The organism is Pseudomonas sp. NFIX28, from assembly GCF_900107395.1.
GTDB lineage: Bacteria > Pseudomonadota > Gammaproteobacteria > Pseudomonadales > Pseudomonadaceae > Aquipseudomonas.
Map to the genome: position 1 here is coordinate 120,869 of NZ_FNPW01000005.1, position 25,229 is coordinate 146,097.

The window sequence follows — 25,229 nt, forward strand, 5'->3', positions numbered from 1 at the left end:
TCATCGTTCTTCGCGGGCGAGCCTCGCTCCTACGGCCGTCGTGTTTTTTTGCACGCCCCCAGTCAGTCGGTGAGCAGGCGCCCCAGGCGCTGCTTGAGCATCTGGTTTTCCGTACGCAGTTCGCGCACTTCGTCGAGCAGTTCGAGCGCCAGGGCGACGCCTTCCCATTCCAGTTCCAGGTCACGCCGCAACTTGGCGGCGCGCTTGGCGATCGCCAGTTCGTAGTCGGTGAAACGCCAGTCCCGGGGCGTCGAGCCCTGCGGATCGACGATCCCGTGCTCGACGATTTCCATCACATAGGCAGCCGGCAGATCGGCCACTTCGCAGAACTCTTCCATATCCAGTTGAACGATCAGGGTGCTCATGGTCAGCGACTCCTATGTTCCGAATCAGAATGGGGTAGCGGATCAGAAATGCTCCCGCGGATTGAAAGCGGCCTTTTTCGCCAACTCCTGCCACAGCGCCTTGACGTCATCGCCGGAAGCCTTGGGCATCACGGCCTTGAGCTGCACAAACAGATAACCGCGGTGCCCGGCCTTGTTCAGCAGGCCATGGCCCTTGGCGCGCAGGCGCTGGCCGTTCTGGCTGCCGGCCGGGACCTTGAGGTGGATCTTACCGGTCAGGGTCGGCACCGCGACCTCGGCCCCCAGCGCCAACTCCCAAGGGGCCAGCGGCAAGGTGATGATCAGGTTCTCGCCTTCGATATCGAACTTCGGATGGGGGGCGAAACGAATGGTCAGGTACAGGTCGCCATTGGCCCCGCCACCAACACCCGGCGCGCCCTGGCCCTTGAGGCGGATGCGCTCGCCGTCGGCGACGCCAGCCGGGATCTTCACGTTCAGGCTCTTGCTGGTGTTGCTGACGTGCTGGCCGGCGGCGTTGTAGTGCGGCACCTGGAAGCTGACCTTCTTCGACTCGGCCGACAGGGTTTCTTCCAGGAAGATCGGTAGTTCCATTTCCACGTCTTGCCCTCGGCGCCCTGTGCTACGCGAATGTCCGCCACCAAAACCCGGCCCGCGGTTGCCGAAGATCGAACTGAAGAAGTCCGAAAAATCCCCGCCATCGCCGAAACCGCCGGCATCCGCGCGCCCTTTCCAGCCCGGTGGGCCCTGGAACGGCTGGCCGTGCTGGCCATAACGCCGCAGGTCGTCGTATTCGGCCCGCTTGTCCGCGCTTTTCAGCGCCTCGTAGGCTTCCGACGCGTCCTTGAACTTGGCTTCGGCGTCTTTTTCCTTGCTGACATCCGGGTGGTATTTGCGCGCCAGCTTGCGATAGGCGGCCTTGATCGCCTTGTCGTCCGCCGTCGGCTCCACCCCGAGAATCTTGTAATAGTCTTTGAAGTCCATCTAAGGATCACCATCCGTTATCAATGTGGCGCGGCGCGACGTACAGCATGCGCTCATGAACAGCGTCAGGGCTGATCGATCTCAATACTGTGACTCACGCGGCGCGGCAGAAGTTTATCGGCAGCTGGCGGCGGTTCTTGCGACCGCCCATTGGCTGCCCGGCCCATGCCTGCAAGTTTGGGGTGAAGAATAGTCTTTCAAGGCTTGCCGGTTGTGATTTAGCGGATGGTCGGCCTTCGATTCTGCGAACGACTGGCATACACTGCGCGGCCGTTTTTTAACCGGAACTCGAAAGACATGAAAAACGCATCTGCGGCCCGTGCCTGCGGTATCGACTTCGGCACGTCCAACTCCACCGTCGGCTGGCTGCGCCCCGGCATGGAAACGCTGATTGCGCTGGAAGACGACAAGATCACCCTGCCGTCGGTGGTCTTCTTCAACATCGAAGAGCGCCGTCCGGTATATGGCCGCCTGGCGCTGCACGAGTATCTGGAAGGCTACGAAGGCCGGCTGATGCGCTCGCTGAAAAGCCTGCTGGGCTCCAAGCTGATCAAGCACGACACCAGCGTGCTGGGCACGGCGATGCCGTTCAAGGACCTGCTGGGCCTGTTCATCGGCCAGCTCAAGAGCCGCGCCGAAGCCGCCGCCGGCCGGGAGTTCGAGGAAGTGGTGCTGGGCCGCCCGGTGTTTTTCGTCGATGACGACGCCGCCGCCGACCAGGAAGCCCAGGACACCCTGGTGGAAGTGGCGCGCAAGCTGGGCTTCAAGGAGGTCTCGTTCCAGTACGAACCGATTGCCGCGGCCTTCGACTACGAGTCGACCATCGAGCGCGAAGAGCTGGTGCTGATCGTCGACATCGGCGGTGGTACCTCCGACTTCTCCCTGGTGCGCCTGTCGCCCGAGCGCCGTGGCCTGGACAACCGCCACGAGGACATCCTGGCCACCGGCGGCGTGCATATCGGCGGGACCGACTTCGACAAGCAGTTGAGCCTGCAAGGGCTGATGCCACTGTTCGGCTACGGCAGCCGGATGAAGAGCGGCGCCTACATGCCCACCAGCACCCACATGAACCTGGCGACCTGGCACACCATCAACTCGGTGTATTCGCAGAAGTCCCAGCTGGCCTTGGGCAGCATGCGCTACGACATCGAGGACACCGGCGGCATCGACCGCCTGTTCAAGCTGATCGAGCAGCGCGCCGGGCACTGGCTGGCCATGGAAGTGGAAGAAACCAAGATCCAGTTGACCCACGCCGACAACCGCGTGGTGCCCCTGGACCGCATCGAGGCGGGCCTGAGCGTGGACCTGAGCCGCGCGCTGTTCGAGTCGTCCATCGACAGCCTGCTGGAACGCATCCGCGGCAGCGTCACGCAATTGCTGGGCGATGCCAATGTCGGCGTCGGCCAGGTCGACACGGTGTTCTTCACCGGCGGTTCCAGCGGCATCCCGGCGCTGCGCCAGAGCGTCGCGGACATGCTGCCCAACGCGCGCCACGTCGAAGGCAACATCTTCGGCAGCATCGGCAGCGGCTTGGCGATCGAAGCGAAGAAACGCTACGGCTGATCCGGAAGCGGGGCGCGCCCATCGCGGGCAAGCCTCGCTCCTACCCAGGAACAAGGCCTGCCCGCACCCCGTAGGAGCGAGGCTTGCCCGCGAAAGCCCCAACGTTTTCCGTAGGAGCGAGGCTTGCCCGCGATAGCGTCAAATCGGCCTTACCCGATCAAACCAACCCCGCCAGCTTCAATTCGCTCTTCAGGTAGGCGTAATAAATCGGCCCCGCCACCACCCCCGGCAGGCCGAACGCCGCCTCGAACACCAGCATCGCCAACAGCAACTCCCAGGACTTGGCACTGATCTGCCCGCCGACGATCCGCGCGTTGAGGAAGTATTCCAGCTTGTGGATAACGATCAGGTAGCCCAGCGCCGCCGCGGCCACCCAGACCGACAGCGACAGGCCGACGATGGTGATCAGGGTGTTGGAGATCAGGTTGCCGATCACCGGCAACAGCCCCAGCAGGAAGGTCAGCACGATCAGGGTCTTGGTCAGCGGCAGCTTGACGCCGAACATCGGCAGGATCAGCGCGAGGAAGATCCCGGTAAAGAAGGTGTTGAGCAGCGAGATCTTGATCTGCGCGAAGACAATGTTGCGAAAGGCCTGGACCAGCAGGTGCAGGCGGTCGAACAGCGCGGCCGCCAGCGGCTTGCGCTTGGTCAGGTCGGGCACGCGCTGCAGGGCGATGATGGCCCCCAGCACCATGCCGATCAGCAAGGTCACGAACATGTGCGCCGCGTCCTTGCCCACCAGTTGCAACTCGCTCAGGTGTTTGCTGGCCCAGGCGCCGATGGCCACCTGGAACTCCGCCGCGCTGGCCGGCAGATAGGAATCGAGGAACGGCGGCAATTGCCCGCGCGCCTTGTCCACCACCAGCATGAATTTGTCCAGGGAGGCCCCCGGGTTCTCCGCCTCGTGCAGCAGGAAGCTGATGGCGCCGGCGAACAGCAGCGTCAGCACGCTGACGACGAGGGTGCCGAGCAAGGCCACCGCCAGCCAGCGCGCCCGCCGTCCTTCGATCAGCCGTTGCAGTTGCGGGGTGAGCATATTGACCAGTTCGAACACCAGCAGCCCCGCCAGCAGGCTCGGCAGCAACCGCAGCGGTATCACCAGCAACAGGCCGCCGAAGATGATCACCCAACTGAACAACAACAACAGATGACGCTGAGAAAACGTTGGCATACAGCCTCAAACAAACAGCGTGAAAGGATGGGAAGTCTGCCAGCGTTGCACTGACGATGCGAGAGGCGTCGAGGCCGACAGGCGCGGCTTTGCTGGCGATCAACGATACAGGGTATGTCAGGCAAACCGCCGTGACCGGATCGTGAACAAGCCCGCGCCTGCGAGGGAGAAGGTTATTTGCTCTTCAGGCACGAGCTCATGAAGGCCTTGCGTTCGTCGCCCTTGAGGGCTTTGGCAGTGGCGTCGGCGTTGCAGGTCTTCATCCGTTCCTGCGGCGTGGACGGGGTGGGCTCGGCAGCCGGCGTGGCTTTCAGGCAGTTGCTCATAAAGGCTTTGCGTTCATCGCCCTTGAGGGCTTTGGCGGTGGCGTCGGCGTTGCAGGTGGTCATCTTGGTCTGCTGGGCGGTGGCGGCAAATCCTTGCGAGCAGAGCAGCAGGCCAACCATCAACAAAGGGATACGCAGCATCTTCATGGAGTTTTCTCCTTGTTACCGCACCGACGGGCGCGGCCTCCCGCGCAGTGTAGACAAACCCTGTTACAGGTTCACCTGTTCTGTAGGCTGGTGCGCCGGTACTGCTCGGGCGTGCAGCCGGCCTGGCGCTGGAACATGGCGATGAACGCCGAGGCGCTGCTGTAGCCCATGTCGAACGCCACTTCCTGGACACTGCGCGGGCTGTCCAGCGCCTCGATGGAGGCGAGAAAGCGCAGGCGCTGGCGCCATTCGCCGAAACTCATGCCCAGCTCGCGCACGAACTGCCGGGCCAGGGTGCGTTCGCTGACATGGATCTGCCGCGCCCAGTCGGCCAGCGCGCGGTTATCCCCCGGGGCGGCCTGCAATGCCTCCAGCACACCGAGCAAGGAGGGGCTGCTGGCATAAGGCAGATAACCGTCATGCACTGGCGCCTGTTGCAACTGGTCGAGCATCACCTGGGCCAGGCGGCTGTCCGCTTCATGCTCGGGGATCTGCACATCGCGCGCAGCGAAGTCCTTGAGGATCGCCTTGAGAATATCGCTGATGGCCAAGGTGCAGGCCTGCTGCGGCAGCGCCCGGCACAGCTCCGGGGCCAGGCACACGGCGCGGTACACGATCGGCTGCGGGCTGTAGAAACTATGCTCGGTGCCCGGCGGTATCCAGATCGCGTACTGCGGCGGCGCCATGAAGCGCTGGCCGGCGATCTCCATGTGCATCACGCCATGGGCCGAATATTCCAGGCAGCCCCAGGGGTGGCGATGTTCCAGCGCGTGGCTGTGGGCATCGAAATCGGCATAGCGGAAGTACACCGGCGCCGGCAGGCCGCTGAAGGACAGCAGGTCGATGTGTTTTTTGCTCATGCTGTCCGGATTCCAGGGCGGGTTGTCTGGATCGAAGTATAGGCGCGGATCCAGACAGGCGGATAATTCCCCTTCATCAACGTTCTGGTTTTTCTCATGCAATACGCTTATCCGTTACTGGCCATCTTTATCTGGGCCGGCAATACCGTTATCAACAAGCTGGCGGTCGGGGCGATCTTTCCCGCGGAGATCGGTTTCTATCGCTGGCTGCTGGCCGGCTTGCTGTTCACGCCCTTCATGCTCAAGCCGGTGATTGCCCACTGGGCGGTGGTCCGCCCGAACCTGGGCAAGATCTTCATCCTCGGCGTGCTGGGCATGGCGGTGTATCAGAGCCTGGCCTACTTCGCCGCGACCCTGACCTCGGCCACCAACATGGGCATCATCCTTTCGCTGATGCCGCTGATGTCGCTGGCCATGGCCATCGCCAGCCTCGGCCAGCGCCTGACGGCCGGCGCCCTGGCCGGTGCGGTGCTGTCGTTTGCCGGGGTGCTGGTGGTGGTGTCGTCCGGCAGCCTCGGCGTGCTGCTGGAACATGGCGTGAACCTGGGCGACGCGATGATGCTGATCGCCACCCTGGCCTATGCGGTCTACAGCACCCTGCTGAAAAAATGGCAGCTGCGCCTGCCGCCGCTGGTGCTGCTGTATCTGCAGGTGCTGGTGGCGGTGGTGGTGCTGTTTCCGTTGTTCCTGGCCTCGCCGAAAACCGGCCTGACCCTGCACAACATTCCCCTGGTGCTGTATGCCTGCCTGCTGGCCTCGATGCTCGCGCCGCTGGCGTGGATGCAGGCGGTGGTGCGCCTGGGGCCGAGCCGCACCACGCTGTTCTTCAACCTGCTGCCGCTGATTACCGCACTGATTGCCGCCGTGGTGCTGCATGAACAGCTGGCGCTGTATCACCTGGTGGGCGGGGTGCTGACCCTCGGCGGGGTCATCCTTTCGGAACGCTGGACCACCGTGCTGGGGCGCAAGGCCAGCGCCTGACCGATCGTCATCGCGGCAGGAGCAAGGCTGCCCGCGATCAACGACGACCCGACCTCGCCGTTTACACCCCCGCCGCCTTCAGCCGCCGGGCATGTTCGACAAACAGCCGGACCGGCTCGGCGCCCCGCCCCACCAGCCCCAGCGACTGGTTGACGATATCGAAATGGTCGAGGGGGTAATCGTCGCCAATCACCGTGCCCAGGTGCGAGCTGTAGCGGCCGACCATGCCGTCGCACTGTCCGGCCTCGCGAACAAAGGTCCTGGCGAACAGCCGGCAGGTGCGGTTGGTGCCGTCGAACAGGTTGCGCCCACGATTGGTCTTGCCCGGCTGCAAGGTGCCGGACCAGGAGTAATAGCGCACCCCGTTGACCACTTCCGGCCCCTGCCCACCCCAGCTCTGCGGCAGGCCCTGGGGATACTCGCGGTTGAACAGCGCCACGCCCTCGCAGGTCAGCGAGCGATGCGCGGCATGGATGTCCGCCGGCAGCTTCGGCCCGCGATAGCCGGTGTCCAGCCAGCACATCAGCACGGCGATCACCCGCAGGATAAAACTCAGCAGGCGCCCGCGCAGGGTGTCGATGGAATGATGCCGCTCGATGTAGTCGGCCAGTTCAGAACCGTGGTTGGGCCCGGCCACCGAAGTCACCGAGGCCACCCAGTCCGGCCGTTTGGCCGCGGCATACCGGGCAGTGAGCGCGCCCTGGCTGTGGCCGATCAGGTTGACCTTGTCGGCGCCGGTTTCGCGGCGTATTTCCTCGATCCGCAGCAACAGCTGCTCGCCCCGCACCTGGGTCGAATGCAGCGGCGAAACCTGCACCGCAATTACCGTGGCGCCGCCGCGACGCAGCGCCGATTCGATGCCGAACCAGTACGAATACAGCACCAGCCGGATAAACCCCAGCATGCCGGGAACCAGGACCAACGGGTAACGCGTGGCGAGCTCTTGGGACATGTGAACATCCTTGTGACCGGGCCTATGTCAGGGAAACGACGCCCAAAGGCTGGATACAAGACAGCAGCCCAGAGCATCGACAGCCAAGATGACAGCTTCGCGACCACTGTATGACATTCCCTCAAGGCTAACGCGAGCAAGCTCGCTACAGGGGATTGGCTGTAAATGGATCGCCCCGGGTCTGCAGGAGCAAAGCTTGCTCGCGATAGCTCCGGTTCAGGCAATGGATTTCTTCCAGTAGAACCTGAGCGGGTTTGGGGCTGCTACGCAGCCCAGCGCGAGCAAGCTTCGCTCCTACAAGGGATACGCTATTTCAGCCCCACCACTCCCGCCACGATCAGCCCCACCGACAGCAGCTTGACCAGCGTCAGGCTCTCGCCCAGCAAGGCAAAACCGAGGAACACCGTGCCCAGGGAACCGATGGCGGTCCAGATCGGGTAGGCGATGCTCACCGGCAGCTCACGCATCGCCAGGGTCAGGAAGTAGATGCCGCCCACCGCGGCCAGCACCGTCAGCAGCGACGGCCACAAGCGGGTAAAACCGTCGGCGTACTTCATGGCCATGGCGAAGGTGACTTCGAAGGCCGCGGCGACCAGCAAGAACAGCCAGGCCATGTCGCCTCCTCAGAAGGTCCGCGCCAGCGCCAGCAAGCGCTGCTCGGCCTCGGCGCAGGACACCTGGAAGGTGCGCTCGGCCGACTCCTCGCCTTCGGCCGCGACCACCGTGACGTCCTCGATGCCGATAAAGCCCAGCGCCGTGCGCAACCATGGGTCGGCGTGGTTCATCCACTCCAGCTCGCCGCCCGGGCCAAAGCCGAAGCCGCCGCGACTGGTGACGATCAGCGCTTTCTTGCCCCGTACCAACGGCTCGTATTGGGCGATGCCGTTGTCCTGCACGGTGTTGAAGGTCAGGCCCAGGCGCACGATCTGGTCGACCCAGGCCTTGAGGCCGCTGGGCACGCTGAAGTTGTACATCGGCGCCGAGATCACCAACAGATCATGCTCCAGCACTTCGCTGACCAGCTCGTCGCTCAGGGCCAGGTCGGCCTGCATCGACAAGGGCCGCGCCTGGGGTTCGGGGTAGAACGCCGCCGCCACGAAGGCCTCGCTGGCATGGGGCAGCGAGGCCCGGCCGACTTCCCGACGGGTCAACCGGCCCTGGGGGTGGGCTTCGAGCCAAGCCTTGAGAAAAACCTCCGTCAGCCGCCGCGAGTGGGAGCGCTCGCCACGGGGGCTGCCATGTACTGCTAGAATCCTGCTCATCTGTCTTTCCTCATCCTGGATAATTGCGGAAGACCTCGAAAGCCTTCCTGGGCGAGGAATAAAGCTATTGATGCGGGCCCCCGGGAACAAATGAGCAATAGTTGATCAGGATGAATCCATTTCATCCATAAGGTGACGTTTATGTTTGCCAACCTGCCGCTGACCGCGCTGCGCGCCTTTGAATCGGCGTCCCGGCTGCTGAGTTTCAAGGCCGCCGCCGAAGAACTGTCGGTCACGCCCACCGCGATTTCCCATCAGATCCGCTCCCTGGAAAGCTGGCTCGGCGTGCCGCTGTTCGAGCGCCTGCCACGCCAGGTACGCCTGACCGAATGCGGCGAACGGCTGTTCCACAGCCTGCACGGCGCCTTGCTGGAAGTGGCGCAAAGCGTCGACAGCCTGCGCCCGCAACGCAGCGGCGCGAACCTGATGATCTCCACCACGCCGGCCTTCGCCGCGCTGTGGCTGGTGCCGCGCCTGGGGCGTTTTTATAGCCGGCATCCGAACATCAACCTGCGCCTGGACACCAATTGCGAGGTCATCGACCTGCATCAGGATGCGAGCATCGACCTGGTGATCCGCTACAGCCTGGACGACTACCCCACTCTCTACGGGCTGTGCCTGTTCGACGAATGTTTCGCGGTCTACGGCTCGCCGGAGCAGGTGGCGCAGGCTCGCGAGCACACGCCGACGCTGATCAGCGTGCGCTGGCACAACTCCAAGCTCTACGCCCATGGCTGGGAGGCCTGGTGCAACAAGGCGGGGGAAACCTGGATGCAGGGCCGCCCGGTGTTTCGTGAATACGACGAGGAGCACTACGCACTGCAGGCGGCCATTGCCGGCCAGGGCCTGGTGCTGGCCAGCAATATCCTGGTGTCGGAGAGCGTGACCAGCGGCCTGCTGGTGCCGTATCGCCCCGGGGTTCACGTCGACGGCGCGGGCTACAGCGCCTTGTGCGTGCCCGGGCGCGAACGGCATCCGCCGGTGCGGGCGTTTTTCCAATGGTTGCGCGAAGAAGCCCAGGCCGCCGGCCACCCGATGCTCGCCGCCGGCTGACACCCCAGGTAGGAGCGAGGCTTGCCCGCGAAAAAAGCACCGCGGTTATGCAGATGCACCGCGTCGGGTTCTTCGCGAGCAAGCTGCGCTCCTACGGACGCGGGAAGTTCGCGAGCCAGCATGCTCAACCGTAGGAGCGAGGCTTGCCCGCGAAAAAAGCGCCGCGGTTATGCAGATGCACCGCGCCGGGTTCTTCGCGAGCAAGCTGCGCTCCTACGGACGCGGGAAGTTCGCGAGCCAGCATGCTCAACCGTAGGAGCGAGGCTTGCCCGCGAAAAAAGCGCCGCGGTTATGCAGATGCACCGCGCCGGGTTCTTCGCGAGCAAGCTGCGCTCCTACGGACGCGGGCAGTTCGCGAGCCAGGATGCTCAACCGTAGGAGCGAGGCTTGCCCGCGAAAAAAGCGCCGCGGTTATACAGATGCACCGCGTCGGGTTCTTCGCGAGCAAGCTTCGCTCCTACGGACGCGAAAGGCGCGTGGGCTTAACGGGTTGGCTTGACCGCCACCGGTGCCTTGCCCGCGCGCATCTGCTCAAGTAGCGGCGCGCATTGGTTGGGCTCGCCGCCGCTCGGCGCCACCAGCGCCAGCAACCCGGCCGCCGGCCCGGCGACCACGCCCAACGCGACCATGCCGGCGCCGCGCAGCATCAGCGGCACAGCCTTGACCCCGGCCTCAGGCTTGATGAACTTGCCTTGCACATAGAGCGGCGAACGCAGGGAGAACAGGCGCAGCCCCTTGGATTCCGGGCTGATGGTCAGGTCCAGTTGCTCGCTGGCCATGTTCGCGGTGCCGTCGATGTAGACGATCGCGTTCTCGGTATCGAACACGAACAGGCGAGTGGTGGCCAGGCCGGTCTTGATGCCGAAGTCGGCGGCGGCGCAATTGATCTTCACTTCCTTGTCGCCAAATATCCTGCCGATCAGGTAGTTACCCACGTTGAGCCCGGCGATCTCCATCAGGCCGCGGCTGATGGCCCCGTCGTTGATCAGCATCTTCAGCTCGCCGTTGGCGCTGCCGAGCAAGGCCGCCACCGAATTGCCGCGCCCGGCGATATCGGCATCGCCGTTGAGTTCGCCGAAGCTGGTTTTCATCGGCTCGAAGGTCGGGAACAGTTGCTTGAGCTTGAAGTTGCGCGCGGTCAATTTGGCCCGGCCTTCCAGCGGCGTGGTCTGGCCATTGAGGCGAACCTGCGCGTCCAGCTTGCCGCCAGCCACGCCGAAACGCAGCGGTTCCAGGCTCAGGTGCCCGTCATCGAGCACCAGGTGGGTGTACAGGTCGGTGAAAGGCAGTTCGGCGCTGTGGACGATGCGCTTGCCGGTGAATTCGACATCGGCGTCCATGTCGCGCCAGCGCTCGGTGCGGAACTCTTCCACCGGCAGCACCTTGTCCGCCGGCTGCTTGCTGTCGCCACCGCGCGCCTTCTGCTCGGCATTGGAATCGGCGCCGATCAGCGGCGCCAGGTCGCTGAGCAGCAGCTGGTTGGACACCAGCGCGCCGGTCAGCTTGGGCCGCGGCTGGCTGGCGAGGTAGGTCAGGTTGCCGTGGATGTCGCTGTCGCCGATCTTGCCGTTGAAATCCTGGTACTGGAACTTCGCCCCGGCCGGGTCGCGCAGCTGCGCGGTCAGGTGGCCATCGGTGGCATAGGCCGGCGAGTCCGGCAGGGTCACGCCAGTCAGCGGGTAGAGATGGCTCAGGCTGGTGCCGGCGAGCTTCATGCGCAGGTCCAGCGCACCGAGGTTCAGCGGGTCGGTCAGGGTGCCGGCCAGTTCAACACGGGTATCGCCGATCGTTGCCTGAACCTGCAGCGGGAACGGCTTGCTCGCATCCTGCAGCGCCAGCAGGCCGCCGATCTTGCCGGAGCCGACCAGCGCCTGGCCGTGATACTGCCCCGTGGCCTTGAAGGCAAAGGCATAGGATTGCGGCGCGGCGCCTTTCTCCTCGACTTTCTTCGCCGCCTTGTCGCCGACAATGTCGCTGAACGGAATCGGCTTGCCCAGCGGGTCGATCAGCAGGTCGAGGCGGGTTTTCAGGCTTTGGTCATTAAGGGTGACATGGCCTTTGTCGAAGCCGATGGCGCCGATGTCCAGCACCCAGCTGGAAGGCTCGGCATCCGGGTCTTTCGGGTCGAACTGGAAGGTCCAGTTGGCGCGGCCGTCGGCCAGGCGTTCGAGGGCGGCATTCGGCTCGGTGACGTCGATGCGCGGGATGCGCACGCGCTGCACCAGCAACGCCAGAGGCGAAATGCGCAATTCGACACGCTTGAGGCTGACCATCTGCGGCGCCTTGGACCACTCGGGATTGCCCAGGGACAGGTCTTCGGCCACCACGTGCGGCCACGGCACCCAGGCCCGCCAGCCGCCTTCGTCGGGCTCGCGCTGCCACATCACCGCCAGGTTGCCGTTGATGGCGAAGGGGCGATGCAGTTCTTCGGAGACTTTGGCATTGAGCGGCGGCTTGATCCGGTTCCAATCGAAGAACGCGATGACCAATACCAGTACGGCCAGCAGCAGAAAAAGGCTACCGACTGTCCAGGCGAGAATTTTACGAGTGCGCGTCATGCACAGGGCTCCTGACTACTGACGGGCGTCGGGATAGCGACGCCCCTGTGAACTGCCGGGGTTGAAATCCACCGGTCATGAAAACTAGGACTGACAAAGGGCACGCAGGTTTAACCCAAGACGGCGAATCAGCCCCGAAAGTATGAGTTTTTCTGACCGAAGCGCCAGGTTGGCGTTACCGTCGCCGCACTTTTGCGAGGCGCGGATGAGTCGAAAATACCCACCCCGGTGCAAAACCACTCTTCGAAAACGCCCGTTCTAGAGCCTTCGAGCAGAACAATCAATTCTGTTGATTACTACCATTGCCTTTATGAACTTTTATATCGATTTTGCGCGCGTAACATTGGCTCCGTACCCACTTTATCGCCCTCCCAAGGAGCAACTCATCATGAAACGCCAATTATTGCTTAGCCTGACTCTCTCGATCCTGGCAGCCAATGCTTTCGCCTTGCCAGCCGCCGAACAGGCTACCCCACAAGTCAAGGCCAGCACCTCGGTATTCACCCAGACCCTGGCTTCCGACGGCGGCGACCGCACTCCACAAGGCCAAACCCTGGCGTCCGATGGCGGCGACCGCACCCCACAAGGCCAAACCCTGGCTTCCGACGGCAGCGACCGTACCCCACAAGGCCAAACCCTGGCTTCCGATGGCAGCGACCGCACTCCACAAGGCCAAACCCTGGCTTCCGACGGCAGCGACCGCACTCCACAAGGCCAGACCCTGGCTGAAGATGGCTTCGATCGCACTCCCCTGGGCCAAGCTGTAGCTGAAGGCGGCCGCGATCGCCTGGAAGAGAAAGGTCTGGTGTAAGACGGCAACGACCGTTTGGCCTAATGCAACCCAGCTGTGAGTCAAGCCTATGAAGCCTCTGCAAAAAAGCCCGGTCCCTGGATCGGGCTTTGTTTTTCCCTGAGCAGCACCGCGTTCTTTATCCGCCGCACCCCTTCGATCCATGCTTCGCCTTCAACCTACCGTTTCCTCCAGGTTCGACGCCGGCAAAGTTGATTTGCTAGAGTGCGCCGCTCTCTTGATCAGAAAACCCGCCAGCCGATGCTGCCCCGCGCCGAACAGAAACAACAGACTCGCAACGCTCTGATGGACGCTGCCCGCCACCTGATGGAATGCGGCCGCGGATTCGGCAGCCTGAGCCTGCGCGAAGTGGCGAAAACCGCCGGCATCGTGCCGACCGGGTTCTATCGGCATTTCGCCGATATGGACCAGCTGGGCCTGGAACTGGTCAGCGAAGTCGGCCAGACCTTCCGTGAAACCATCCGCCTGGTGCGCCATAACGAATTTGTCATGGGCGGCATCATCGACGCCTCGGTGCGGATCTTCCTCGACGTGGTGGCGGCCAACCGCTCGCAATTCCTGTTTCTCGCCCGCGAGCAATACGGCGGTTCGCTGCCGGTGCGCCAGGCGATCGCCAGCCTGCGGGAAAACATCAGCGCCGACCTGGCGGCCGACCTGACCCTGATGCCCAAGCTGCAACACCTGAACATCGCCGACCTGACGGTGATGGCCGACCTGATCGTCAAAAGTGTGTTCGCCACCTTGCCGGACATCATCGACCCGCCCGCCGAAGCCCTGCCCGAGCACCTCACGCCCCAGGCGAAAATCACCCAGCAGCTGCGCTTCATCTTTATCGGTCTCAAGCATTGGCAGGGCCTGGGCAGCACGGAATGACCCCGTCGCGCCGCTAAGCCCACAACTTCCCGATCGCCTCGTTTGCCCGCGCCAGAGCGGCGCTTTATCGCGCATCAAAAAACAGCACGGCGCACCAAGTCAGTGCTATAAATCAGCGCACACCCTAAATTTGTAACAAAATAAAACAGAAGCCTGCCCCATTTTCAGGCGCTTTCCACCTGTTTCCAATCAGACCGGGCGATTGGCAAGGCACTTGCTCTACACCCTGCATCGCTCATAGCTGGAAGCCTTCAAATGCTGGTGATTCATCGCAGAATCGCGCCGCAACCCGACTGGTCCGCCGAGTTGCACCTGACTTTCGAAGCCCGCAGCAAAAGCCGCTTGCGCTGTTTTAGTGCCGACGGCGAAGACGTCGGGCTGTTTCTGGAGCGTGGCCAGCCGCCGCTGCATGACGGCGAATGCCTGCAAGCCGAGGATGGCCGTATCGTGCGGGTCTGCGCGCGCCCGGAAACCCTGCTGCATGTCACCTGCCGCAATGCCTTCGAACTGACCCGCGCCGCCTATCACCTGGGCAACCGCCATGTCGCCCTGCAAGTCGGCGATGGCTGGCTGCGCCTGCTCGACGACTATGTGCTCAAGGCCATGCTCGAGCAGCTCGGCGCCAATACCGCAACCATCGAGGCTCCGTTCCAGCCGGAACATGGCGCCTACGGCGGCGGCCATCATCATTCCCGCCACGGCGACGAGGACTTCAACTACGCGCCGCGGCTGCACCAGTTCGGCGTCCGCCCATGAACCCGGCCTGGGCCCTGCTGCGCCTGGCCAGCCCGCAGCTGCCGATTGGCGGCTACAGCTATTCCCAGGGCCTGGAAATGGCCGTGGAGCAAGCCACGGTCAACGACCCGCCCAGCGCCCGGCGCTGGATCGGCGACCAGTTGCTGCTCAACCTGGCGCGCTTCGAGGCGCCGCTGTTGCTGGCCCATTGCCGGGCGGCGGCGGACGCGGACTGGGCGCAGTTGCTGCAACTGAGCCAGGAGCACCGCGCCAGCCGCGAAACCCGTGAATTGCATCAGGAAAGCCGGCAGATGGGCTATTCCCTGCAACAGCTGCTGAACGGCCTGCCGGAGCTGGACGCGCCGGCCCGGGCCTTTCTCGCGCAGATCGCCGAGCCGCACCTGGCCCTGGGCTGGGCCCTGGCGGCGCGGGCCTGGCGGATCAGCCCGCAGGACGCCCTGGCCGCCTGGCTGTGGAGCTGGCTGGAAAACCAGCTGGCGGTGCTGATGAAAACCCTGCCCCTGGGCCAGCAGGCCGCCCAGCGCCTGACCAGCGAACTGTTGCCGCTGCTGCAACAGGCCCAGCACGACGCTTCGAGCCTCGACCCCGAACATTACGGCAGCGCCGCCTTCGGCCTGTCCCTGGCGTGCATGGCCCATGAGCGCCAGTACAGCCGCCTGTTCCGTTCCTAGGTCCTTTTAGTTTGGCGCCTTTCACTTGGCGCCTTTAATTGTGGAGAAGCACATGAACGCACAACCTCTGCGCGTCGGCATCGGCGGCCCGGTGGGCTCCGGCAAGACCGCCCTGACCCTGGCCCTGTGCCTGGCCCTGCGCGAGCGCTACAACCTGGCGGTGGTGACCAACGATATCTACACCCGCGAAGACGCCGATTTCCTGGTGCGCAACCAGGCCCTGGCGCCCGAACGCATCATCGGCGTGGAAACCGGCGGCTGCCCGCACACGGCAATTCGCGAAGACGCCTCGATCAACCTCGAAGCGGTGGACCAGCTGAACCGGCGTTTTCCCGGCCTCGACCTGATTCTGGTGGAGTCCGGCGGCGACAACCTCTCGGCGACTTTCAGCCCGGAACTGTCCGACCTGACCATCTACGTGATCGACGTGTCGGCGGGCGACAAGCTGCCGCGCAAGGGCGGCCCGGGCATCTGCAAGTCCGACCTGCTGGTGATCAACAAGATCGACCTGGCGCCCCTGGTCGGCGCCTCGCTGGAGATGATGGACGGCGATACCCGGCGCATGCGCGGCGGCAAGCCGTTCGTCTTCAGCAACCAGAAGACCGGCCAGGGCCTGGAAGAAATCATCGCCTTTATCGAACGCCAGGGACTGCTGACCGCGGCCTGATCGCCCTTTTCCAAAAGCTCAACAAGGAAGCCTGCCCATGACACTCAAACGCATCCTCGGCACCCTCGCCCTGCTGCTGACTCCGGCCCTGGCCTTCGCCCATCCGGGCCATGGCGACAACGGCCTGATGGCCGGCATCAGCCACCCGATCGGCGGCCTCGACCATTTGCTGGCGATGGTTGCGGTCGGCCTGTGGGCCGCGCAGCAGCAGGGCGCGGCACGCTGGGCCCTGCCCTGCACTTTCGTCGGCACCATGCTGCTCGGCGGCGTGCTGGGCTTTGCGGGGCTGAACCTGCCGGCCCTGGAAAGCGGGATCGCCGCCTCGGTCCTGGCCCTCGGCCTGGCCGTGGCCCTGGCGGTGCGTCCGCCGCTGAGCCTGGCAGTGGCCGCCACCGCGCTGTTCGCCCTGTTCCACGGCGTGGCCCATGGCCTGGAGCTGCCGGACATGTCCAGCCCCTGGACCTACGCCGCCGGCTTCGTCGCTGCCACCGCGGCGCTGCACGCGGCCGGTTATGCGGTGGTGCGCGTCCTGCCACAGGCCGCGGCGCCGCTGGTGCGCCTGGCGGGTGCGGCATCCGCCGCCACGGGCGTGTGGCTGCTGGCAGGCTGAACCGCCCTATGGCGCTGCCCCTCCCGTAGGAGCGAAGCTTGCTCGCGATCCAGCCGACGCGATGTATCGGCGCCATGCATCGCGAGCAAGCCCCGCCCCGCAACCACGATCCCCGGGACCTTCTCTGCTACCATGTCGCGCATTCCACCCTGCCGTGACGACGCCAGCCAATGCCCGATGTTTCCAGCCCCACTTTCCCCTCTGAATCGACCGCCCTGTTTGCGGCCGTGCAGCAGCATTTCCACAGTGTGATCGTGCCGCTCTGGCAGGGGCCGGGCTGGAATCCGGAACTGGCGCTGCCTTTCGAGGCGCTGGATGCCGAGCACGCGCCGCTGCCGCCGCAACGTTATCGGGCGATGGCCTGCGCGCGGCAGCTGTACCTGTTTTCCAGCCTGATCGGCGACGGCCTTACGCCGCTTGCCGAAGAGCGCGCCGCGGCGCTGTTCCGTTCCCTGCAACGGCACTTCCACGATGCCGAGCACGGCGGCTGGTTCTACAGCATCGATGCCCAGGGCGCACCGCTGGACCGGCGCAAAGACCTTTACACCCACGCGTTCATCATCTTTGCCTGCGCCCATTACTGGGCCAAAGTCCGCGAGCCGCTGGTGGAGTCGGTGCTCAACGCTGCGCTGAAGGTGGTGGCCGAGCGTTTTGCCAGCGGCGATGGCTTGTACGAAGCGGTCCTCGCCGAGGACTGGTCGTCCCTGGCTTGCGGCCCCTTGCAGAACCCGCTGATGCACCTCGCCGAAGCCTTCCTCGCGACCCTGGCCGTGCGTGACGACGCCGCCGTGCAAAACGCGCTGCTGGCCCTGTGTACGGCCATGCAGAAGCGCTTCATCGAGCCACGGCATGGGCTGATGATGGAGAAACCGCTGGGGGCTGTGGATAACTGGTTCGAGCCGGGGCATCAGTTCGAATGGTTCTTCCTGCTGCAATCCTCGGCCTTGCTCCGTGGTTGCGCTTTGCACGCTTCGCTGGAGCGAGCCTTTGCCTATGCCGAGCAAACGGGTGTGGATAACTCCAGCGGCGCGGTGAGCGGAATGCTGAGCATCGATGGCGATGTGCTCGACCCGACCCAACGCATCTGGGCCCAGGCCGAATACCTGCGTGCCCTGACCTTGCGCCAGGGCAGCGCCGAACGCCTGCAGCAGCAGTTGCTGGCGCTGCAACAACACTTCCTGCATGCCAAGGGCTGGAACGAATGCCTGGATGCCCATGGCGTACTCAGCCGCCGGGACATGCCGTCGACCACGCCTTATCACCTGGCGACCTGCTATCTCGGCCTGGCTGAATACTTCGGCTGATCTTTACCGCGCTATCGCGAGCAAGCTTCGCTCCTACAGAAAAACGGGCATGCCTGTGTAGGAGCGAAGCTTGCTCGCGATTGAGCGCCTGCGTTCAGGAAGGCCTCAGGCAATCCACTTGCGGTCGCCGGTAAAGCTGATGGTCAGCCAGCGCGCGGCATCGGCCTTGCCGAGCTGTGTGGATATCTCCTCGCGCAGCTTGTCCAGCGTCGCCACGCCCTGCAATGGATAGTCCTGCGGCAGCACGATGTGAATCTCGATGAACCGCGCCCGTCCGTGCTTCTGCACATACGAGATGTAGTCGGCAAAGCCGTGCTCGACTTTCGCCTCGTCCATCACTTGGCGAACCTTGTCATCCAGTTGGTCCGGGACAATTCCCAGTACATCGCGTAACGCTGGCTTGAGGATATTGAAGGCCGGCGCCAGCATGCTCAGGGCCAGCAGGATCAGGATTGACGGGTCGACGTAAGCGGCCCACTGGCCATAACCCTGGGTCTTGAGCAGCAACGCGATGAGAAAGCTCACCAGCAAGCCGACCGAGAGCATCGCGTCCACCAGCCAGCTGATGTTGTCGAACTGGATCAACGAGGATTTCAACGTGCGATTGCGATAACGGACGTAGAAGAAATAGGCGAAACAGACGACGCTAAGCACCATCGCAAAAGGAATCACCAGGCCCAGTTCGATCTCGCGGCCACCGTTGATGATGCCGAACATACCGCTGAGAAAGGCGTAGATCGCAATCAGCAACAAAAAGCTGCCTTCGATCAGCAGCACCATCGGCTCCAGGTGCCAGAAGCCGAACTGAAAGCGCTGGTTACTTTCCTTGGCGATGAGCTTGGCGGTGATCAGCATCAAGACCTTGATGACGGTCGCGATCAGCGAAAAAAAACCATCGAACAGAATCGATTGGGAGCCGGAAAAAAAACCCGTGACGATAGCGGCGATCGCCACGGCGAACATCAGGATGGTCGATTGTTTGAGCAGTACCTGCTCACCTCGGTTACTCACATTTCCTCCTCGAGAACCTTTGAAATCGCCGCCTTGTTGCAAGGCGGCGGTAAATTGCGGAGCGCGAGTTTACCTTGTGCGAGCTGTTAGCCGCCTGAACGACAGTACGTGGATGTTCGCTGCCGGACCTCAGCGCCCGAAAAAGCGGCGCCTGCTGCGCAGTCGTTCACAGCCTCGCGGGCTCAGCAGCGGCTACGGGGGATCAGGCTACGTCTGCAAGGCTTCGCGACGGTGGCAAGAATTGTAGACGCCCCTGTAGCCGCTGCCGCAGGCTGCGATAGGTCCGCAGGACCTCCGCGCCCGAAAGAGCGGCGCCTGCTGCGCAGTCGATCGCAGCCTCGCGGGCTCGGCAGCGGCTACGGGGGATCATGCTATGTGCGCAAGACCTTGCGACAGTGGCAAGAGTTGTAGACGCCCCCTGTAGCCGCTGCCGCAGGCTGCGATAGGTCCGCAGGACCTCAGCGCCCGAAAGAGCGGCGCCTGCTGCGCAGTCGTTCGCAGCCTCGCGGGCTCGGCAGCGGCTACAGGGGATTCCAGCCTAGGGGCGGATCAGTTTTTGTTGCGTTCGATGGCGAAACCGGCCCAGGTCTGGCTCACCGGCATCAGCTCCAGGCTGTTGATATTGACGTGGGCCGGGGTGTTGAGCACCCAGAAGATGGTGTCGGCGATGTCCTGCGGCTGGATCGGCTCGGCGCCGGCGTAGGTGGCGTCGTAGCGCTCCTGGTCGCCTTTGAAACGCACCAGGGAGAACTCGCTTTCGCACAGGCCCGGCTCGATGTTGGTGACCCGCACACCAGTGCCTTGCAGGTCGCAACGCAGGTTCAGCGAGAACTGTTTGACGAACGCCTTGCTTGCGCCATACACGTGGCTGCCCGGGTACGGGTAGTTGCCGGCGATGGAGCCGAGGTTGACGATGCCGGCGCCGCGGCCATGGGCGATCAGCCGTGGCAGCAGCAAGCGGGTGCTGTACATCAGGCCCTTGATGTTGGTGTCGACCATGGTGTCCCAGTCATCCAGGTCGCACTTGGGCGCCGGGTCGACGCCCAGGGCCAGGCCGGCGTTGTTGATCAGCCCGCGCAACTTGGCGAACGACGGCGGCAGGTTGGCAATCGCCTCCTCCATGGCCTTGCGGTCCCGCACATCGAGCACCAGGCCGTGCACTTCGGTCTGCTTCGACAGTTCGGCGCACAGGGCGTTGAGGCGTTCTTCACGGCGACCGGTCAGCACCAGCGACCAGCCGGCCTCGGCAAAACGACGGGCACAGGCTTCGCCAAAACCGGAGGTCGCGCCGGTAATAAACAGGGTGGAAGTCATGGTGTTCTCCTTGCTGGGGCGTCGGACCGCCGTGGAAATGAAAAATCGTGTCGCAGCATGCCCGGCCTGAATCGCAGCAGCAACCGGAGGTTGTGCGAGCCAGGCGATCAGCCTCCCCTGTAGCCGCTGCCGAAGGCTGCGTCTGGGCGGCATTCCGTTCGAAGAGGGCGTGCTCTTCAAGATCGTTGAAAGGACCTCCGGGCTTTATCGCAGCCTTCGGCAGCGGCTACAGAGACACAACTGTACAAAAAACAACCAACCACCGCCAAGCCAGGCAGGTCGTGGCCCGCAGCCATATGCACGCACCTTATCCACAGGACGCTCCACAGTCTTTGGGGGCAAGTGCAAAAGTCCGCAAGCCGCTATCCACAGGGGCTGCAGGCGGTTTTAGAAAGTTTTTTGCTTGACCCGGGCATGGCGTCCATGCAGCCCTGGGCAAAAAAGGCGACCGGACAGTCAGACGAGGGATGGCTTGGAGCCAGCAACGACGCTGCCTTGGCGACTCTTTCCAGAGTTTAATCACAGACTTATCCACAGGCTTATCCAGGCTGTTCCAGCCCTTTGCCTGCGACAATAAAAAGGTTGACAACGGCGGCTCGAGGTTCGGCGAAAACGCCTGATCAAAAAACGACCACACGCCTGGAGGCCACGCCGTTCAAGGTGTACAGCCAGCTACTCCCACGTTACCCACAGCCAGTTCCACAGCAAACGGGGACAAGTCAAAAGCGTGGCAAAACAACTATTTGCAGCGTCTTTATGCCGCGCTTTGCCAGCTTGCGAATAATGTTTTCCACAATTTCCGGCTTCTGCTGTGGACAAAGGTTTTTCGATCATGCAGGGGTGGCGGCGCGGCGATGTTTGATTGGCAGGCGGCGAGGCGGTTTGGGCTTGGTAGGCCGCGTCATCGTTTGTCGCGGGCAAGCCTCGCTCCTACGGGGATGGGCGCAGGGTGTGGATAAAAATGCCCCGGCGGCGCGAGCCGGCGGGGCAGTTTTTTTACCCGACAGGCAGGCTCAGTGGCCGCCCAGATAGGCGTTGCGCACCTCCTCGTTGGCCAGCAGTTCGTGGCCGCTGCCGCTCAGGCGGATCTCACCGTTGACCATCACATAGGCCCGGTCCGACAGCTTCAGCGCGTGGTTGGCGTTCTGCTCGACCAGGAAGATGGTCATGCCGGTGGACGCCAGCTCGCGCAGGGTGGCGAAGATCTGCTTCACCACGATCGGCGCCAGCCCCAGGCTCGGTTCGTCGAGCAACAGCAGCTTGGGACGGCTCATCAGCGCGCGGGCGATGGCGAGCATCTGCTGTTCGCCGCCGGACATGGTCATGGCCCGCTGGGTCCGCCGTTCCTTGAGCCGCGGGAACAGTTCGAACATGCGCTGCATGTCTTCGGCGGCGTACTTGTCGCCGATGGGGATGGTGCCCATCAGCAGGTTCTCCTCCACCGTCATGTCGGGAAATACCCGGCGCCCTTCCGGCGACTGGGCGATGCCGTTGGAGGCGATGTAGTGCGAGGACTTGTGGGTGATGTCCACGCCGCGATAGATGATCTGCCCGGACTCGGCCCGCGGCTGGCCGAAAATCGACATCAGCAGCGTCGACTTGCCGGCACCGTTGGAGCCGATCAGGCTCACGGTTTCACCTTCGTTGATGTGCAGCGAGACTTTTTTCAGGGCCTGGATCGGCCCGTAATACACATCCAGGTCCTTGAGTTCGAGGATAGGTGCAGTCGTCATACCAGCTCCTCTTCGTCCGCACCCAGGTAGGCGGCAATCACTTTCGGATCGTTGCGGATCGCTTCAGGCCCGCCCTCGGCGATCACGTTGCCGTGGTCGAGCACCACGATATGGTCGGAAATACTCATCACCATGCCCATGTCATGTTCAATCAGCACCACGGTCAGGTCGTGCTCGTCACGCAGCAGCCGGATCATCGCGCTGAGCGCTTCGGTTTCCTGGGGGTTGAGGCCGGCGGCCGGTTCGTCGAGGCAGATGATCTGCGGCCGGGTGCACATGGCGCGGGCGATTTCCAGGCGGCGTTGCTGGCCGTAGGAGAGTTCGCCGGCCAGGCGGTTGGCGCAGTCCACCAGGTCCACCACTTCCAGCCAGTAGAAGGCATGGTCCAGGGCGTCGCTTTCGGCCTTGCGGTAAGCCTTGGTATTGAGGACGCCGGACACCAGGCTGCGATTGACCCACATGTGCTGGGCCACCAGCAGGTTCTCCACCACGGACATTTCCCTGAACAGGCGAATGTTCTGGAAAGTCCGCGCCAGGCCCGCGCGGTTCACCAGGTGGGTACCGCCGAACATCTTGTAGAACAGCCGGCTGGCAAAGCGCTTGGGCGAGACGAAGTCGGTCGCCCGGAACGGCTCGCCCAACAGCTTGATGACGTTGGTCGGCGTGCCCCGGGTATTGAGGGCGATATGCCCGCCCGTGGCTTTGTAGAAGCCGGTCAGGCAGTTGAACACTGTGGTCTTGCCGGCGCCGTTGGGGCCGATCAGGGCGAAGATCGAATTGCGCTTGACCTCCAGGCTGACATCGCTCAGGGCCTTGATGCCACCGAAGTGCATCATCAGGTTCTCTACCTTGAGAATGATTTCATCGCTCATGGCGCGCTCCTCTCGACCAAGGCCCCTTTACGCGGCATCACCCCGGTACGGCTGATACGAATCAGGCCGCGTGGCCGCCAGATCATCATCAACACCATGAGAATGCCGAACAGCAACACCCGGTACTCGGAGAAGCTGCGCAGCAGCTCCGGCGCCACGGTGAGCACGAACGCCGCGATCACCACGCCCACGGTCGAACCCATGCCGCCCAGGACCACGATGGCCAGGATCAGCGCCGACTCGAAGAAGGTGAAGGAAGACGGGTTCACAAAGCCCTGGTAGCTGGCGAAGAACACCCCGGCCAGGCCGGCGGTGGAAGCGCCGATGGTAAAGGCCGAGAGTTTCACCAACACGTGGTTCAGGCCCATGGCGCGGCAGGCGATCTCGTCTTCGCGCAAGGCTTCCCAGGCCCGGCCGACCGGCATGCGGGTCAGGCGGTGCTTGATGTAGAGCACCAGCAGCACAACGATGAACAGCACGATGTAGATGAACAGGAACTTCAGGTTGGGGTTGTATTCCAGGCCGAAGAACTCATGGAACGGCACCCCGCCATCCTTCGCCCGCCGAGTGAATTCCAGGCCGAAAATGCTCGGTGACGGAACCGGCATGCCGTTCGGGCCGCCAGTGAAGGACAGCCAGTTGTTGAGCACCAGGCGGATGATCTCGCCGAACCCCAGGGTCACGATAGCCAGGTAGTCACCGTGCATGCGCAACACCGGGAAGCCGAGTATGCAGCCCGCCATCGCCGCGGCGATGGCCGCCAGCGGCAGCACCGTCCAGAAGCCCAGGCCGAGGTACTGGTAACCCAGCGCCAGGCCGTAGGCACCGATGGCGTAGAACGCCACGTACCCCAGGTCGAGCAACCCGGCCAGGCCCACCACGATGTTCAGCCCCAGGCCGAGCAGCACGTAGATCAGCCCGAGAATGACCACGGTCAGCAGGTACTTGTTGGCGAAGAACGGGAAGACGATGGCGATCACGATCAGCGCCGGGATGATCCAGCGCAGCCGCGACTTGTAGTCCGGCGCGTGCACATGCACGCCCGAGCTGCTGCTTTCGAAGCCCTGGAGGATCTTCAGCCCCTTGGGTGTCTGCAAAAACAGGCTCAAGGCGAAACGGCCGACCATCACGATCGCCACCAGCCAGCCGACGCGGGCCGGTTGCAGGTTGAAGCTGTAGCCTTCGAGCACCACGCCCACGATAGGGCCGAACACGATCAGCGAGATCAGCCCGGCCAGCACGGCGTCGATAAGGCTCTTTTTGATATCAATCGGTTTATTGGCAGCAGACATACTTATACCTTCGCCACGAGTGGGCGACCCAGCAGGCCTTGGGGACGGAAGATCAGAATCAGCACCAGCAGCGAGAAACTGAACACGTCTTTGTAGTCGGAGTTGATCAGACCGGAGAACAGCGACTCGGAGATCCCGAGGATGATCCCGCCGAGCATCGCCCCGGGCAGCGAGCCGATGCCGCCGAGGACCGCCGCGGTGAACGCCTTGATGCCGATGATGAAGCCGGCATAGAAGTCGAACGTGCCGTAGTTCATGGTGATCAGTACGCCCGCCAGCGCCGCCATGGCGGCGCCGATGATGAACACGTAGGAAATCACCCGGTCGGTGTTGATCCCGAGGATCGAGGCCATCTTGCGGTCTTGCTGGGTGGCGCGGCACATGCGGCCGAGCTTGGTGTACTTGATGATGTAGGTGAGCAGGGCCATGCCGACGAATGCCGCCACCAGGATGAAGATCTTGGTGTAGGTGAGCTGGACGAAACCGGTGCCGATCTCGACCTTCCAGGCGCCGGCCAGCAGCGTCGGCACACCTTGTTGCTTGGCGCCCTGGCTGATCTGCGCGTAGTTCTGCAGGATCAGCGAGATACCGATGGCGCTGATCAGCGGCGCCAGTCGGGTGGAGTTGCGCAGGGGCTTGTAGGCGACGCGCTCGATCACCCAGCCATAAATCCCCGTCACGACGACGGTGAAGACCAGGGTACCGAGAATGAGCAGCGGGAAGGATTCGATGCCGAAGTAGGCCAGCAGAGCCAGACTGATTGCCGCGAGGTAAGCGGAAATCATGTAAACCTCGCCGTGGGCGAAGTTGATCATGCCGATGATGCCATAGACCATTGTGTAGCCGATGGCGATCAGACCATAGACAGACCCGAGGGTCAGTCCATTGATCAGTTGCTGCAGGAAAATACCATCCATAACGCAATCTCACGCATTTGAGAGACTGCACACAGCGGATACGACGGCCTGGCGTTCAACCACCCGCGCAACACGACAGTTGTGCAGCTCTACGAGAAAAGACAGGTACTGCACGGACACGCTTGCGGCAGGCCGGCCCATGCCTTGAAGGCACAAGGTCCGGCCCGCCCGGGCGCTCA

25 protein-coding genes are annotated in these 25,229 nt (G+C 63.4%); 10 read left to right on the plus strand and 15 right to left on the minus strand.

Going from position 1 to position 25,229, the window contains the following annotated elements:
* Positions 1-62: 62 nt before the first annotated feature.
* Together BLV20_RS11680 and BLV20_RS11685 are read right to left on the minus strand one after the other, a co-directional pair.
* On the minus strand, positions 63-365 hold the full coding sequence (locus BLV20_RS11680; RefSeq protein ID WP_092301336.1) for a chaperone modulator CbpM: 303 nt from the start codon (positions 363-365) through the stop codon (positions 63-65).
* Between the two features lie 42 nt (positions 366-407).
* Positions 408-1,346, minus strand: a complete 939-nt coding sequence (locus BLV20_RS11685; RefSeq protein WP_092301339.1) for a DnaJ C-terminal domain-containing protein — start codon at positions 1,344-1,346, stop codon at positions 408-410.
* A gap of 297 nt (positions 1,347-1,643) precedes the next feature.
* Between BLV20_RS11685 and BLV20_RS11690 the strand changes: the two genes are divergently transcribed.
* Complete coding sequence (locus BLV20_RS11690; protein WP_009041945.1) at positions 1,644-2,909, plus strand: Hsp70 family protein; 1,266 nt, start codon at positions 1,644-1,646, stop codon at positions 2,907-2,909.
* Between the two features lie 157 nt (positions 2,910-3,066).
* Here the strand turns inward: BLV20_RS11690 and BLV20_RS11695 are convergent, their stop codons facing one another.
* From BLV20_RS11695 to BLV20_RS11705, 3 genes are all read right to left on the minus strand, one after another.
* The gene (locus BLV20_RS11695; RefSeq protein WP_092301342.1) at positions 3,067-4,080 is read right to left on the minus strand and encodes an AI-2E family transporter; all 1,014 of its coding nucleotides are present in this window, start codon (positions 4,078-4,080) and stop codon (positions 3,067-3,069) included.
* Positions 4,081-4,253: 173 nt separating this feature from the next.
* The gene (locus BLV20_RS11700; protein ID WP_092301345.1) at positions 4,254-4,553 is read right to left on the minus strand and encodes a PsiF family protein; all 300 of its coding nucleotides are present in this window, start codon (positions 4,551-4,553) and stop codon (positions 4,254-4,256) included.
* 71 nt (positions 4,554-4,624) lie between these two features.
* Entirely contained in the window at positions 4,625-5,413 is a 789-nt protein-coding gene (locus BLV20_RS11705) for an AraC family transcriptional regulator (RefSeq protein ID WP_092301348.1), read from the minus strand.
* A gap of 96 nt (positions 5,414-5,509) precedes the next feature.
* On the opposite strand from BLV20_RS11705, the gene BLV20_RS11710 reads away from it, so the two are divergent.
* Positions 5,510-6,394, plus strand: coding sequence for a DMT family transporter (locus tag BLV20_RS11710; RefSeq protein WP_092301351.1), 885 nt, complete (start codon positions 5,510-5,512; stop codon positions 6,392-6,394).
* Between the two features lie 61 nt (positions 6,395-6,455).
* Here BLV20_RS11710 and BLV20_RS11715 read toward each other — a convergent pair whose 3' ends face one another.
* The 3 genes from BLV20_RS11715 to BLV20_RS11725 all read right to left on the minus strand — a co-directional run bounded on the left by BLV20_RS11715 (position 6,456) and on the right by BLV20_RS11725 (position 8,608).
* Positions 6,456-7,346: a lipase family alpha/beta hydrolase gene (locus BLV20_RS11715; RefSeq protein WP_092301354.1), complete on the minus strand. Its 891-nt coding sequence runs from the start codon at positions 7,344-7,346 to the stop codon at positions 6,456-6,458.
* 308 nt (positions 7,347-7,654) lie between these two features.
* Entirely contained in the window at positions 7,655-7,960 is a 306-nt protein-coding gene (locus BLV20_RS11720; RefSeq protein WP_092301357.1) for a DMT family transporter, read from the minus strand.
* Positions 7,961-7,969: 9 nt separating this feature from the next.
* Positions 7,970-8,608 carry an FMN-dependent NADH-azoreductase gene (locus tag BLV20_RS11725; protein ID WP_092301360.1) on the minus strand — a complete coding sequence of 213 codons (639 nt, stop codon included), beginning with the start codon at positions 8,606-8,608 and terminating at the stop codon, positions 7,970-7,972.
* A 141-nt stretch (positions 8,609-8,749) separates the two neighbouring features.
* Here BLV20_RS11725 and BLV20_RS11730 point away from each other — a divergent pair, with 141 nt between their 5' ends.
* The gene (locus BLV20_RS11730) at positions 8,750-9,661 is read left to right on the plus strand and encodes a LysR substrate-binding domain-containing protein (protein ID WP_092301363.1); all 912 of its coding nucleotides are present in this window, start codon (positions 8,750-8,752) and stop codon (positions 9,659-9,661) included.
* A 482-nt stretch (positions 9,662-10,143) separates the two neighbouring features.
* On the opposite strand, the gene BLV20_RS11735 is transcribed toward BLV20_RS11730, so the two are convergent.
* Positions 10,144-12,219 (minus strand): AsmA family protein, encoded by a 2,076-nt coding sequence (locus BLV20_RS11735; protein WP_092301366.1) that lies wholly within the window; start codon positions 12,217-12,219, stop codon positions 10,144-10,146.
* Between the two features lie 388 nt (positions 12,220-12,607).
* On the opposite strand from BLV20_RS11735, the gene BLV20_RS11740 reads away from it, so the two are divergent.
* From BLV20_RS11740 to BLV20_RS11770, 7 genes are all read left to right on the plus strand, one after another.
* Complete coding sequence (locus BLV20_RS11740) at positions 12,608-13,030, plus strand: hypothetical protein (protein WP_092301369.1); 423 nt, start codon at positions 12,608-12,610, stop codon at positions 13,028-13,030.
* Between the two features lie 240 nt (positions 13,031-13,270).
* On the plus strand, positions 13,271-13,903 hold the full coding sequence (locus tag BLV20_RS11745) for a TetR family transcriptional regulator (protein ID WP_092301372.1): 633 nt from the start codon (positions 13,271-13,273) through the stop codon (positions 13,901-13,903).
* A 255-nt stretch (positions 13,904-14,158) separates the two neighbouring features.
* Complete coding sequence (ureE, locus tag BLV20_RS11750) at positions 14,159-14,659, plus strand: urease accessory protein UreE (protein WP_092301375.1); 501 nt, start codon at positions 14,159-14,161, stop codon at positions 14,657-14,659.
* Positions 14,656-15,330, plus strand: coding sequence for an urease accessory protein UreF (locus BLV20_RS11755; protein ID WP_092301378.1), 675 nt, complete (start codon positions 14,656-14,658; stop codon positions 15,328-15,330). Before ureE ends, BLV20_RS11755 begins: the two co-directional genes overlap by 4 nt.
* A 52-nt stretch (positions 15,331-15,382) precedes the next feature.
* Positions 15,383-15,997, plus strand: a complete 615-nt coding sequence (ureG, locus tag BLV20_RS11760) for an urease accessory protein UreG (protein ID WP_092301381.1) — start codon at positions 15,383-15,385, stop codon at positions 15,995-15,997.
* A 37-nt stretch (positions 15,998-16,034) separates the two neighbouring features.
* Complete coding sequence (locus tag BLV20_RS11765; protein ID WP_092301384.1) at positions 16,035-16,607, plus strand: HupE/UreJ family protein; 573 nt, start codon at positions 16,035-16,037, stop codon at positions 16,605-16,607.
* A 170-nt stretch (positions 16,608-16,777) separates the two neighbouring features.
* Positions 16,778-17,911: an AGE family epimerase/isomerase gene (locus BLV20_RS11770; RefSeq protein ID WP_092301387.1), complete on the plus strand. Its 1,134-nt coding sequence runs from the start codon at positions 16,778-16,780 to the stop codon at positions 17,909-17,911.
* 105 nt (positions 17,912-18,016) lie between these two features.
* Here the strand turns inward: BLV20_RS11770 and BLV20_RS11775 are convergent, their stop codons facing one another.
* From BLV20_RS11775 to BLV20_RS11805, 6 genes are all read right to left on the minus strand, one after another.
* Positions 18,017-18,922, minus strand: coding sequence for a cation diffusion facilitator family transporter (locus BLV20_RS11775; protein WP_092301390.1), 906 nt, complete (start codon positions 18,920-18,922; stop codon positions 18,017-18,019).
* Between the two features lie 549 nt (positions 18,923-19,471).
* Entirely contained in the window at positions 19,472-20,236 is a 765-nt protein-coding gene (locus BLV20_RS11780) for an SDR family oxidoreductase (RefSeq protein WP_092301393.1), read from the minus strand.
* Positions 20,237-21,249: 1,013 nt separating this feature from the next.
* Positions 21,250-21,969, minus strand: a complete 720-nt coding sequence (locus tag BLV20_RS11790; protein WP_092301396.1) for an ABC transporter ATP-binding protein — start codon at positions 21,967-21,969, stop codon at positions 21,250-21,252.
* Positions 21,966-22,841, minus strand: a complete 876-nt coding sequence (locus tag BLV20_RS11795) for an ATP-binding cassette domain-containing protein (protein ID WP_092301399.1) — start codon at positions 22,839-22,841, stop codon at positions 21,966-21,968. The genes BLV20_RS11790 and BLV20_RS11795 overlap by 4 nt, the downstream gene beginning before the upstream one ends.
* Positions 22,838-24,133, minus strand: coding sequence for a high-affinity branched-chain amino acid ABC transporter permease LivM (gene livM, locus BLV20_RS11800; RefSeq protein ID WP_092301402.1), 1,296 nt, complete (start codon positions 24,131-24,133; stop codon positions 22,838-22,840). Before livM ends, BLV20_RS11795 begins: the two co-directional genes overlap by 4 nt.
* 2 nt (positions 24,134-24,135) lie before the next feature.
* On the minus strand, positions 24,136-25,050 hold the full coding sequence (locus BLV20_RS11805) for an ABC transporter permease subunit (protein ID WP_092301405.1): 915 nt from the start codon (positions 25,048-25,050) through the stop codon (positions 24,136-24,138).
* Between the last annotated feature and the right edge of the window lie 179 nt (positions 25,051-25,229).

Coding starts and splice junctions, on each gene's coding strand:
- BLV20_RS11730 (WP_092301363.1), top strand. CDS start 8,750: ATGTTTGCCAACCTGCCGCTGACCGCGCTGCGCGCCTTTGAATCGGCG.
- BLV20_RS11795 (WP_092301399.1), bottom strand. CDS start 22,841: ATGAGCGATGAAATCATTCTCAAGGTAGAGAACCTGATGATGCACTTC.
- ureE (WP_092301375.1), top strand. CDS start 14,159: ATGCTGGTGATTCATCGCAGAATCGCGCCGCAACCCGACTGGTCCGCC.
- BLV20_RS11685 (WP_092301339.1), bottom strand. CDS start 1,346: ATGGACTTCAAAGACTATTACAAGATTCTCGGGGTGGAGCCGACGGCG.
- BLV20_RS11765 (WP_092301384.1), top strand. CDS start 16,035: ATGACACTCAAACGCATCCTCGGCACCCTCGCCCTGCTGCTGACTCCG.
- BLV20_RS11695 (WP_092301342.1), bottom strand. CDS start 4,080: ATGCCAACGTTTTCTCAGCGTCATCTGTTGTTGTTGTTCAGTTGGGTG.
- BLV20_RS11680 (WP_092301336.1), bottom strand. CDS start 365: ATGAGCACCCTGATCGTTCAACTGGATATGGAAGAGTTCTGCGAAGTG.
- BLV20_RS11740 (WP_092301369.1), top strand. CDS start 12,608: ATGAAACGCCAATTATTGCTTAGCCTGACTCTCTCGATCCTGGCAGCC.
- ureG (WP_092301381.1), top strand. CDS start 15,383: ATGAACGCACAACCTCTGCGCGTCGGCATCGGCGGCCCGGTGGGCTCC.
- BLV20_RS11790 (WP_092301396.1), bottom strand. CDS start 21,969: ATGACGACTGCACCTATCCTCGAACTCAAGGACCTGGATGTGTATTAC.
- BLV20_RS11805 (WP_092301405.1), bottom strand. CDS start 25,050: ATGGATGGTATTTTCCTGCAGCAACTGATCAATGGACTGACCCTCGGG.
- BLV20_RS11745 (WP_092301372.1), top strand. CDS start 13,271: ATGCTGCCCCGCGCCGAACAGAAACAACAGACTCGCAACGCTCTGATG.
- BLV20_RS11780 (WP_092301393.1), bottom strand. CDS start 20,236: ATGACTTCCACCCTGTTTATTACCGGCGCGACCTCCGGTTTTGGCGAA.
- BLV20_RS11735 (WP_092301366.1), bottom strand. CDS start 12,219: ATGACGCGCACTCGTAAAATTCTCGCCTGGACAGTCGGTAGCCTTTTT.
- BLV20_RS11710 (WP_092301351.1), top strand. CDS start 5,510: ATGCAATACGCTTATCCGTTACTGGCCATCTTTATCTGGGCCGGCAAT.
- livM (WP_092301402.1), bottom strand. CDS start 24,133: ATGTCTGCTGCCAATAAACCGATTGATATCAAAAAGAGCCTTATCGAC.
- BLV20_RS11755 (WP_092301378.1), top strand. CDS start 14,656: ATGAACCCGGCCTGGGCCCTGCTGCGCCTGGCCAGCCCGCAGCTGCCG.
- BLV20_RS11705 (WP_092301348.1), bottom strand. CDS start 5,413: ATGAGCAAAAAACACATCGACCTGCTGTCCTTCAGCGGCCTGCCGGCG.
- BLV20_RS11720 (WP_092301357.1), bottom strand. CDS start 7,960: ATGGCCTGGCTGTTCTTGCTGGTCGCCGCGGCCTTCGAAGTCACCTTC.
- BLV20_RS11770 (WP_092301387.1), top strand. CDS start 16,778: ATGCCCGATGTTTCCAGCCCCACTTTCCCCTCTGAATCGACCGCCCTG.
- BLV20_RS11690 (WP_009041945.1), top strand. CDS start 1,644: ATGAAAAACGCATCTGCGGCCCGTGCCTGCGGTATCGACTTCGGCACG.
- BLV20_RS11725 (WP_092301360.1), bottom strand. CDS start 8,608: ATGAGCAGGATTCTAGCAGTACATGGCAGCCCCCGTGGCGAGCGCTCC.
- BLV20_RS11700 (WP_092301345.1), bottom strand. CDS start 4,553: ATGAAGATGCTGCGTATCCCTTTGTTGATGGTTGGCCTGCTGCTCTGC.
- BLV20_RS11715 (WP_092301354.1), bottom strand. CDS start 7,346: ATGTCCCAAGAGCTCGCCACGCGTTACCCGTTGGTCCTGGTTCCCGGC.